Annotated in this window: 10 protein-coding genes; 3 read left to right on the top strand and 7 right to left on the bottom strand. The window is 61.7% G+C overall.

Going from position 1 to position 10917, the window contains the following annotated elements:
* From rnr to VJR68_RS06340, 3 genes are all read left to right on the top strand, one after another.
* On the top strand, nt 1-2157 hold a 2157-nt coding region (gene rnr, locus VJR68_RS06350), incomplete at its 5' end, for a ribonuclease R (RefSeq protein ID WP_324146827.1).
* 151 nt (nt 2158-2308) lie between these two features.
* Nucleotides 2309-3061, top strand: coding sequence for a 23S rRNA (guanosine(2251)-2'-O)-methyltransferase RlmB (gene rlmB / locus VJR68_RS06345; RefSeq protein WP_324146826.1), 753 nt, complete (start codon nt 2309-2311; stop codon nt 3059-3061).
* Entirely contained in the window at nt 3058-3345 is a 288-nt protein-coding gene (locus VJR68_RS06340) for a CBU_0592 family membrane protein (RefSeq protein WP_324146825.1), read from the top strand. The genes rlmB and VJR68_RS06340 overlap by 4 nt, the downstream gene beginning before the upstream one ends.
* A 74-nt stretch (nt 3346-3419) precedes the next feature.
* On the opposite strand, the gene VJR68_RS06335 is transcribed toward VJR68_RS06340, so the two are convergent.
* The 7 genes from VJR68_RS06335 to rnt all read right to left on the bottom strand — a co-directional run bounded on the left by VJR68_RS06335 (nt 3420) and on the right by rnt (nt 10770).
* Nucleotides 3420-5144, bottom strand: a complete 1725-nt coding sequence (locus tag VJR68_RS06335) for a glycosyltransferase family 39 protein (protein WP_324146824.1) — start codon at nt 5142-5144, stop codon at nt 3420-3422.
* A 133-nt stretch (nt 5145-5277) separates the two neighbouring features.
* Nucleotides 5278-6012: a phosphate signaling complex protein PhoU gene (gene phoU, locus VJR68_RS06330; RefSeq protein WP_324146823.1), complete on the bottom strand. Its 735-nt coding sequence runs from the start codon at nt 6010-6012 to the stop codon at nt 5278-5280.
* Nucleotides 6013-6132: 120 nt separating this feature from the next.
* Nucleotides 6133-6936, bottom strand: a complete 804-nt coding sequence (pstB, locus tag VJR68_RS06325; protein WP_324146822.1) for a phosphate ABC transporter ATP-binding protein PstB — start codon at nt 6934-6936, stop codon at nt 6133-6135.
* The gene (gene pstA / locus VJR68_RS06320; protein WP_324146821.1) at nt 6929-7795 is read right to left on the bottom strand and encodes a phosphate ABC transporter permease PstA; all 867 of its coding nucleotides are present in this window, start codon (nt 7793-7795) and stop codon (nt 6929-6931) included. Before pstA ends, pstB begins: the two co-directional genes overlap by 8 nt.
* Complete coding sequence (gene pstC, locus VJR68_RS06315) at nt 7795-8766, bottom strand: phosphate ABC transporter permease subunit PstC (RefSeq protein WP_324146820.1); 972 nt, start codon at nt 8764-8766, stop codon at nt 7795-7797. Before pstC ends, pstA begins: the two co-directional genes overlap by 1 nt.
* Nucleotides 8767-8877: 111 nt before the next feature.
* The gene (pstS, locus tag VJR68_RS06310; protein ID WP_414647746.1) at nt 8878-9909 is read right to left on the bottom strand and encodes a phosphate ABC transporter substrate-binding protein PstS; all 1032 of its coding nucleotides are present in this window, start codon (nt 9907-9909) and stop codon (nt 8878-8880) included.
* A 201-nt stretch (nt 9910-10110) separates the two neighbouring features.
* Entirely contained in the window at nt 10111-10770 is a 660-nt protein-coding gene (rnt, locus tag VJR68_RS06305; RefSeq protein ID WP_324146818.1) for a ribonuclease T, read from the bottom strand.
* Between the last annotated feature and the right edge of the window lie 147 nt (nt 10771-10917).

The following is a 10917-nucleotide window of genomic DNA, read 5'->3' as shown; positions in this document are numbered from 1 at the left end:
GACGATCTGTACCTGTCGCCGTACCAGATGCGCAGCGTGCTGCACGGTGATCGCGTGCTCGCCAGCGTGGTGGGCATGGACCGGCGCGGACGGCGGCAAGGTTCCATCGTGGAAGTGCTGCAGCGACGCTCGCCGCGGCTGGTCGGCCGGGTGGTGATCGAAAACGGCGTCACCCTGGTAGTGCCGGACGATCGCCGCCTGCACCTGGACATCATGATTGCGCCTGGCAAGGAACGCGGTGCGCGCTCCGGCCAGATCGTGGTGGCGGAGATCACCGATCCGCCTACTGCTTATCGCGGCCCGCTGGGCATTATCCGCAGCGTGCTCGGTGAGCGCCTGCAACCGTCGTTGCTGGTGGACATGGCGATCGCCAGTTACGACCTGCCGCACGAATGGCCGCCGGAAGTGCTGCGCGAGGCCGAAGAGGTGGAACCGGAAGTCACCGCAGCCGAACGCGAAGGCCGCGTCGACCTGCGCAAGCTTCCGTTGGTGACCATCGATGGTGCCGATGCGCGCGACTTCGACGATGCGGTGTATGCCGAACCCAAGCGCGGTGGCGGTTGGCGGCTGATCGTCGCGATTGCCGACGTTTCGCACTACGTGCCGGTCGACAGTCCGCTCGACAAGGAAGCCTACGAACGCAGCACGTCGACGTACTTCCCCGGCTTTGTCGTGCCGATGTTGCCGGAGACCTTGTCCAACGGCATCTGCTCGCTCAACCCGAAAGTGGAACGTCTGTGCATGGTGTGTGACATGCAGGTGAGCGCGGAGGGCGAAGTCAGCAAGGCCAAGTTCTATGACGCCGTGATGCGATCGCATGCGCGCCTCACCTACGACAAGGTGTGGCAGGCGATTGGCGTGAAAGATGCCGATGCACGGCATGAAGTGGCGGATGTGCTGCCGCAATTGGAAAACCTGCACGCGCTGTACAAGGCCCTGGCCGAACAGCGTCGACGCCGTGGCGCGATCGATTTCGAAACCGCCGAAGTGAAATTCCGCCTCGATGCGACGGGCGAAGTGCAGGCCGTTGGTGCGGTGGAACGCAACGATGCGCACAAGCTGATCGAGGAATGCATGATCGCTGCCAACGTGCAGGCGGCCACGTTCCTCAGCAAACGCAAGATTCCCGCGCTGTACCGCGCGCACGAATCGCCGCCGGCGGAGAAATACGAAGACCTGCAGCAGTTCCTGCGTGAATTCAAACTACGCATGCCGCCGGTAGACGAGGTCACGCCCAGCGATTTCTCGGACGTGCTGCGCATGGTGAAGGATCGTCCCGAGCGCGAGTTGATCCAGTCGGTATTGCTGCGCGCGCAAAGCCTGGCGGCGTATCAACCGGACAATCGCGGCCATTTCGGTTTGGCGCTGGAAGCGTATGCGCACTTCACCTCGCCGATTCGCCGCTATCCGGATCTGCTCGTGCACCGCGCGATTCGCTATGCGCTCAAAGGTGGCAAGCCGTCGGCGTATCACTACAGCGAAACGACCATGGCCGCGATGGCCGTGCATTGTTCGCAGCGCGAACGCCGCGCCGAAGAAGCCGAACGCGACGTGGACGAGCGTTTCCGCTGCGCGTGGATGGCCAAGCATGTCGGCGAAGAGTTCGATGGCGTGGTCACTGGCGTCACCTCGTTCGGCCTGTTCGTGGAGCTGGATGAGTCCAAGGTGTCCGGGCTGGTGCATATCAGCCAGCTGTCCAACGACTATTACCACTTCGATCCCATCCGCCATCTGTTGAAGGGCGAACGCACCGGTTTGCAGTTCCGGCTTGGCGATCACGTGCGCATCCAGGTGCTGCGCGCGAGCCTGGAAGATCGCAAGATCGACTTTCGCATGGTGCAGCCGAAGAAGAAAAAGGAACCGGAGCCGGCACCGCAGGCTTTCGTGCCACCGACGTCAAAGCGTGCTTACGATTACTCGGCTTCCGATGAACGCTATTCCTTGCCGGCAGCTAGAAAGCCGCTTCCCGCCTTGCCGCCGTTGCCTGGATTTGACGGTGGGGATGCAAAGAAACGCGGTGCTGCCAAACCGGGCAAGAAAACGACCGCAGATAAATCCAAAGGCAAGCGCAACGCCAGCCCGGCCAATGCCAAGCCAGCCAGGCACAGCACCAAGACGGCCAAGACCCGCGCGCCGAAATCGAAGGGCAAACGATGAGTAAGAGGCTGTCTTCATATTCCAGATACCTCGCGTTGCGCCTGAGTAGTCGTCAGGTGGCAGCGCGTGGCGCAGCGCCAGACTGGTTGTCTGGTCGAGCCGTGGGCTGTCGCATGGCGGCTGCTCAGGCGCAACGCGGGGTATCTGGGGTATGAAGGCAGACTCTGGCAGTTGGATCGTCGGGATCAACCCGGTGGAAGGTGCCTTGAACAACGACGCCGAACGCGTGCGCGAAGTGCTGGTGGAAAACGGTCAGCGCAATCCGCGGGTGCACGAATTGGCGGAAAAAGCCAAGGCGCTGAAGATTCCCGTGCACCATCGCCCACGCGAGCAACTCGATCGTGTGGCGGGGGAAGCGCGCCATCAAGGCGTAGTGGCGCTGTACCAGGCGCCGCCGCTGGCCGATGAACATGATTTGCCTGAGTTGATCGAGCAAGCCGGCAGCAACGCCTTGGTGCTGGTGCTGGATGGCATCACCGATCCGCACAATCTTGGCGCCTGTCTACGCAGCGCAGCCGCTGCAAACGTCACGGCGGTGATCGTGCCGAAGGACCGCGCCGTCGGCATCACGCCGGTGGTGCGCCGAGCTTCGGCCGGTGGTGCCGATCGCGTGCCGCTGGTCGCAGCGACCAATCTTGCGCGTGCGTTGCGCGTGTTGAAGGACGCTGGCGTGTGGATCACTGGCCTTGCTGGCGATACCGAGCAATCCATCTACGACATCGACCTTAAAGGGCCGGTCGCATTGGTGCTCGGCAGCGAAGGCGAGGGCATGCGCCGACTGACGCGCGAGACCTGCGATTTCACGGCGAAGATTCCGATGCCGGGTACCATGGAAAGCCTCAACGTATCGGTGGCTACCGGTATCGTTCTGTTCGAAGCATTGCGTCAAAGGAGTGTGCGATGACCTTGTATTGGCATGATTGGACAGGCTACGTCGGCGTCGCCCTGATGCTGCTGGCGTATTTGCTGTTGCAGGCGCATAAGCTGCACGGCAATGGTTTGGTCTATCAGTTGATGAATGTGCTGGGGGCCATTGGCGTGATGCTGTCGCTGCTGTTCGGTGCGTTTAATGCCTCGGCGTTTTTCATGGAAGTGGCGTGGCTGTTGATTGGTATCTATGGCATCGCGCGCAGTGCGCGGGTGCGCAAGCTGGCGCGCGAAGCCGGGCACAAGGTGGAACTCCATTGACCGCGTAGGTTGGGGTGCGAGCCCCAACTATGTCATTTCGATCGACATGGTGATGTTGGGGTTCGCACCCCAACCTACAGATGCAGGCGGCGGATGTCGTAAGTGGCCATGGGGGGATCGAAGCTCACTACGATCCGGTCGCCCAGCGAATGTTTCCGGTCGATATCCATTCCTTCCGGTAATGACGAAGGCGTATTGATCGTCGCTGGCGTCGCCCGCAGAAACACGAACGCACTCGGCTGCGATTTCCAGGCCAGCCAGCTCAAGTCGTACGTCACGAATTCCTGGATAACCACTTGATGATTGGCAACGCCCGGCTGGCTGACGAATTGCTTGGCCAGTGCCAGCGCGCGTTCTTCATCCGATAGATCGTGCAGTACCCAGCCAAGCACTGGGCACGGGCTGTCCCTTTGCGAGGCTTCAGCGGCATGCTTTAGCCATTCATCGGGAAAGTACGCATACGGCCGATAGCCAGGCGGCAGGTAATAACCGTAGTAGTTGCGCTCGATCATCGCGCGCACGCCGGACGTCATGCCCACGCCATAGGTGCCGGGATACGCAATCACCGGCAGCGTGGTGCCGGCGCAGCCTGGCAATCCATTGACGTAGGCCGCCGACGCACGCCATGGCTCGTTGGAGGGCAGCAGGCGTCCGCGCATCAATGCCAGTCCTTGCGAGCCGAGCAGCACGACGATGACTGCCGCCGCGATGGCGCCCTGACGCGTCGTTGTCCGTGGCCCGGCGGCGTCATACAGCCGGGCAAGCAGGAACCAGCCGAACGGCGCGCATACCAGCACGTTGCGATACGAGAACGAGGGCGCCACCAGCAAAGACACGGCAATGCCGCTGAGGATCACGCCCGCGCAGACGACACCACAAAGCTGGGTTGCCCAACGGGTGAGCGGTGCTGCGTCGACCTGCGTTGAAGCGTTACGCGAACGGCGAAACCACAACACCAGCAGCATGCCGACCACGACCAACAGCGCCTGTCGACTCATGAAATGAAACACGACGCGGCGCAAGTGCGAACCGAAAAACTTCGCGCTGTTCGTGAACCAGGCCCCTTGGAAACCTTGCTTGCCAGCGTGCGTCATCAACCACAGCAAGCCGACATAAATCCCCAGCACGATCAGCCCTGATAGAGCGACGGCAATGCGCTGCGGCCAGGTGCGCGACGTGATCAGCAGGAACAGCAGCACCATGCCCACGGTGAGCAGCATGTAGGGATGGGATTGGCTGCCGGCGATGCCGAGCAAGGTAAGCCCAAGCCAGGTACCGATAGGCACGCGGTTGCTCGATAGCACGCGCTGACGGAACGTAATAGCCGTTGCCAGCAATGCCGCGGAGAACGTGATGGCCAGCGTGTAATCGCGCGCGTTCTGCGCTTGCGAATACCAGAACAGCGAGGTCGTGGCGACCGCGCAGGCAAACGCTATGGCCGTGGGCGACAACCGGCGGCGCATGCCCAGCGCGAAGATGCCGATGCTCAGTACTGCCAGGATCGCGCTGAGCAGGCGTACGGCCCCTTCGCTGGTGCCGAACAGTGCGATCCAGGGATAAAGCAGAAAGTCATACAGCGGCGGATGCACGTCGGCCAGCACGCGCCGGAACACTTCGCCCAGGCCCATGTGGTGATCCACCACCTGCATGGTGAACAGCTCGTCGGCCCAGAAGCTGTTGCTGGAGAGGCCGATGAAGGCGAACAGGCAGGCGAGCAGGGCGATGAGGGTGTAGAGCTTGCCGGGCCAGCTTAAGCCGGTTTTGGGGTTGAGATTTGCAGCGTGCAACGCAGGCGTCACGCGAGGATTCCGTACGAATGGCGTAAGCGGTGAGCGTAACACCGCAGGTTGGGGTGCGAACCCCAACAATGTCCTTTCGATCGACATGGCGATGTTGGGGTTCGCACCCCAACCTACGCGGCTTTCGGCGGGATCAATCCGGGCGATGGCCCAGCTTCACCGGCTCGGGGCTGGAGGTCAGATCGCGTTTGTCGCGCTGTGCCGTCAAGGGCTCGCCCTTGACCAGGAACCACACGTTCTCGGCGATATTGGTAGCGTGGTCGCCGATGCGCTCGATGTTCTTGGCCATGAACAACAGATGCGTGCAAGGCGTGATCACGCGCGGGTCTTCCATCATGTAGGTCAGGAGTTCGCGGAAGTAGGCCGTATAGGCTTCATCGAGTTCCACATCGTCCTGCCATACCTTGTATGCCAACTCGGCATCGCGGTCGCGGTAGGCGCGCAGGACCGAGCGGATTTCTTCGGCAGCCAGTTCAGCCAGGTGCGCCAGGCCACTGGTTGGTTTCAGCGGAGCGGCCATCGACAGGGGAATCGAGCGCTTGGCCACGTTGGCAGCGTAGTCGCCGATGCGTTCGATGTCGGCGGCGATGCGCAGCGCGGCGAACACGTGACGCAGGTCGCCGGCGATCGGTGCACGCAGCGCCAGCAGGCGCACCACGTCGTGGCTGATGTCCTGTTCGAGCTGATCGATGGCGTCGTCGTTGTTGACCACGTGCTGGGCGGCGCGTTCGTCGCGGCGGTCCACCACGTCGATCGCGGCTTCCAACTGGCTCACTGCCAACTCGCCCATGCGAACCAGCTCGCCGGTCAGGCGCAGCAGTTCGTCGTCGTAGCTCTTGATGATGTGTTCCTTGCTGCTGCCGCTCATGGGATGGCCTCGTGCTGTTTCGGTAGTGGGGAAGGGGGGCGAATGGTTTCCCGCCAGATTCGCCCCTCACCCTGCCCTCACCCCAGAAGGGAGAGGGAATAAGGTGGCGCGTTGCGCCGGTTATCCAAAGCGACCGGTGATGTAATCCTCGGTCTGCTTCTTGCCAGGTTTGGTGAAGATCTTTTCGGTATTGTCGAACTCGATCAGATCGCCCATGTACATGAACGCCGTGCGGTCGGACACGCGTGCCGCCTGCTGCATGTTGTGGGTGACGATCACGATCGTGTATTCGTGCTTGAGTTCTTCCACCAGCTGTTCAATGCGGCCGGTGGCGATGGGATCGAGCGCGGACGTCGGTTCGTCCAGCAGCAGCACTTCCGGGCGCAGCGCGATGCCGCGCGCGATACACAAACGTTGCTGCTGGCCACCGGACAACCCTAGCGCACTCTGCTTGAGCTTGTCCTTCACTTCATCCCACAGTGCTGCGCTGCGCAGCGCCTGCTCCACGCGGATTTCCATGTCCGCGCGCGACAGCCGCTCGTGATGGCGAATGCCGTAGGCGACGTTCTCGAAAATGGTCATCGGGAACGGCACCGGCTTCTGGAACACCATGCCCACCTTGGTGCGCAGGCGGTTCATCGAATAGCTCGGGTCGAGAATGTTCTCGCCGTCCAGTTCGATCGAACCCTTCGCTTCCAGCTTGGGATAGATCGCGTAGATGCGATTGAAGATGCGCAGCAGGGTGGATTTGCCGCAACCGGATGGGCCGATGATGGCGGTAACCTGCTTCTCCGGAATATCCATGTTGATGCCTTTCAGCGCATGGTATCCGTTGTAGTAGAAGTGCACGTCGCGCACTTTGAGCTTGGCGGGCGTGTTGGCGCCGGTCAGGGGAGCCGCGGTAGCGGCGGCGAGGTCATTCATAACTCACCTTCTTGCGCGAAAACATGATGCGGGTCAGCAGGCTCAGCGCCAGCACGAACAGGGTGATCAACAGCGCGCCGGCCCAGGCGATCGCATGCAGCGCCGGATTCGGATCGTTGGTGTACTGATAGATCGTCACCGGCATGCTGGCCATCTTGTCCAGCGGATGCGCGGTCATGAAGTTGTTGCCGAAGGCGGTGAACAGCAGCGGCGCGGTTTCGCCGGCCAGGCGCGCGAGCGCCAGCAGCACGCCGGTGAGAATGCCGGAGAACGCTGCGCGCATCAGTACCTGCACGGTGAGCTTCCACTGCGGAATGCCGAGCGACAGCGCCGCTTCGCGTAAGGTGCCGGGCACCAGCTGCAGCATTTCATCGGTGGTGCGCACGATCACCGGCAAGCCGATCAACGCCAACGCCACACTGCCGGCAAAGCCGGAGAAGGTGATGCGGCCATCGGTGAGTTCGGTGGTGGGAATCACCACGATCACATACACGAACAGGCCAAGCACGATCGACGGCGCCGATAGCAGAATGTCATTGAGGAAGCGGATCGTGGCACCCAGGCGCGTGGAGCTGGCGTATTCGGCCAGATACGTACCGGCCAGCACGCCGATCGGCGCGCAGATCAACAGCGCCATCAAATCCATGATCAGGCTGCCCACCATGGCATTGGCCAGGCCGCCTTGGTCGGCATAAGCGGTGATCTTGGTAAACAACGTGAGCTTGATGGCGCCCAAGCCATTTTGCGCGGTGACCCACAAAATCCAGACCAAAAAGATCAGGCCGATCAGCGTGGCGAGCCCACTGAGCGCCAGCGCAACGATATTGACGATGGAGCGGCGTGCGTAGACGGCGGACATCAGCGACCCTCCTTGCGTTGCAACTGGCGCAACATCAACCGTGCGATCAGCAGCACGATGAAGGTCACCACGAAAAGCAGGAAGCCCAGCGCGATCAGTGCGGAACGATGCAGGTCCACTGCTTCATTGAATTCGTTGGCGATGCTGGAGGAAATCGACGTGCCCGGCATCAGCAGCGATGCAGTGAGGTTATACGAGTTGCCCAGCACGAAAGTGACAGCCATGGTCTCGCCGAGCGCACGCCCAAGCCCGAGGAAAATGCCGCCGATCACCGCCGAACGCGTATACGGCAGCACGATGTCCCACACCACTTCCCAAGTGGTGGATCCGAGCGCGTATGAAGATTCTTTCAAGCGCGCCGGTACGGTCTGGAACACCTCGCGCATCACCGAGGAAATAAACGGCAGGATCATCACTGCCAGCACGATGCCCGCGGTCAGCAGCCCTAAGCCCAGCGGCGGCCCTTGAAACAGGGCGCCGATCACCGGGATGTTACCGATCGTGTCGCTGAGCGTGGGCTCGATGCTGGCCATGAACGGCACGAACACGAACAAACCCCACATGCCGTAGATGATCGAAGGAATCGCCGCCAGCAGTTCAATGGCGCCGGCGACCGGGCCGCGCATCCAGCGAGGCGCGATCTCGGTCAGAAAGAGGGCAATGCCGAAACTCACCGGCACCGCGAGGACCAAGGCGATCAGCGAGGTGACCAACGTACCGACGATCGGCGCCAGCGCGCCGAACTGGTTCTCGACCGGATTCCAGTCCGAGCTGAATAAAAAGCGGAAGCCGTCCTTGAACAATACGGTGCGTCCGCCCCACAGCGTGGAGAGCGCCGCGCCAAGCAGCGCTGCCAACACCAGCAAAGCGCAAAAGCGCAGCAGGAAACGGAAGAACCGGTCGTGACGGGCATCGGTGCGCGAACGATGTTCAGTATCGCGGGGAATCGGTTCGGCACTTGTGGCTGACATGGGGCGTGATTTTCTTGCGATGGTTTCAGTCAGCACGACGCGCGCAACGTAACGTTGCGCGCGTCGCAAGAGTCGCTTTCAGGCTGCGCATCCTTGCCTCAGCACTCAAGCTTACTGCTTGTATTCGCTGGCCCAGTAGGCTTCGATCTGTTGCACCAGCGAGGCAGGCAGCGGCACGTAATCCAGCGCGCGCGCGGCATCCTGGCCTTGTTCGTAAGCGTACTTGAAGAAGTTGAAGGCCACCTTGGTGTTGGCCGCGTTCTTCGGCGTCTTGTACATGATCACCCACGAGGTGGCGGTGATCGGCCATGCATCGGCGCCCGGTGCATTGGTCATCAGCAGGTTGAAATCCTTGGCGCTCTTCCAATCAGCCGTGTTGGCGGCAGCCTGGAAGCTGGCAATGGTCGGCTCCACCACGGTGCCGGAGGCGTTCTTCATCTTGGCGTAGCCGAGCTTGTTCTGCACGGCGTAGGCGTATTCCACATAGCCGATCGAATTCGGGATCTGCTTGATATAAGCGGACACGCCCTCGTTGCCCTTGCCGCCGATACCGGTCGGCCACTGCACGGCGGTGCCTTCACCGACCTTCGACTTCCAATCCGCGCTCACCTTCGACAGGTAGTTGGTGAAGTTGAACGAGGTGCCCGAACCATCCGAGCGATGCACCACGAAAATCTTGGACGACGGCAGGTGCACGCTGGGGTTGAGCTTGGTGATGGCAGGATCATTCCAGGTGGTGATCTTGCCCAGATAGATGTCGGCCAGGGTCGGGCCGTCCAGCACCAGCGCACCCGGCGCCACGCCGGCCACGTTGAACGCCGGCACGATGCCGCCGATTACGTCGGGGAACTGGCCCAGGCCGAACTTGGCCAGGTCTTCCGCCTTCAACGGCATGTCGGAGGCGCCGAAATCCACCGTGCCGGCCTTGATCTGCGCAATGCCGCCGCCGGAACCGATCGACTGATAGTTGATGTGGTTGCCGGTCTTCTCGGCATAAGCCGCCGACCACTTGGAGATAACCGGATAAACGAAGCTGGAGCCTGCACCGGTGATGTCGGTAGCTTGCACCGTCGTGCCGAACAGGGACGCGGCAACCACCAGGGCGAGCGTGCCGAGGCGGGACGGAAGTTTGAATGAGGTCAACACAGTGGCTCCTTGAGGGAAGTTGGCTAGGTAATGCCTACGACCCGCGTATTGCAGAGGTAAGGTGTTGCAATGAGATGAGACAAATGTGTCAGCTTGATGACAACCGCAAAACTTTGCGGGCATCACCGTAGGTTGGGGGTGCGAACCCCAACACGACGATCCTGATGAGCATGGCGATGTTGGGGTTCGCACCCCAACCTACGGCAGCGCCGCGCCCACTCGCTCCAGTTCCAGCACTTCCAGCGAACGCACCCGGTTCACGATGCGGCAAAACAGCAGGGCGGTGCGCTCGGCGTCATACACCGCCGAATGCGCCTCGCTCGCGTCGAAGCTGTAGCCGGCGGCGATTACCGCCTTGCTCAAGACGGTTTGCCCGTACAGCAAGCCGCTGAGACTCGCAGTGTCGAAGCAGCTGAAAGGATGGAACGGATTGCGCTTGTGGCCCACGCGGCGCACGGCGGCATTGAGAAATCCCAGGTCGAATGCGGCGTTATGCCCTACCAACACCGCGCGCTGGCAATCGTCGGCGCGCACGGCGGCGCGCACGGCCTGAAAGATATGGTCCAGCGCGGCGCGTTCATGCAAGGCGGCGCGCAGCGGATTGTCCGGATCGATGCCAGTGATCTCTAGCGCGCGCGGATCGATGTTCGCGCCGGGGAAGGGCTCCACGTGGGTGGACACCACCGGGTGCGGATAAAGATGGCCTTCTTGATCCATGCCGATGGTGACAGCGGCGATTTCCAGCAACGCATCCCGATCGGCATCGAAACCACCGGTCTCTACATCAACGACCACCGGCAGAAAGCCGCGGAAACGGTCGGCCATGCGGACCGCCAAGCTGTTATTGAGTTGCTCCATCGGACAAGCATATCAGCCGAATGCTGATGCCGCCGTCGTGCAGGTAGGCTGGGATGCAATCCCAGCGTCGCCATGTCAACCAAATGCTGGGATTGCATCGCAGCCTACGTTCTTCGCTCAGCGCCGCGTGGTCGTCAGCCTCAAGCA

The organism is Dyella sp. (assembly GCF_035277725.1).
Lineage (GTDB): Bacteria > Pseudomonadota > Gammaproteobacteria > Xanthomonadales > Rhodanobacteraceae > Dyella_B.
This window is presented reverse-complemented; position numbering and strand designations above follow the sequence as displayed.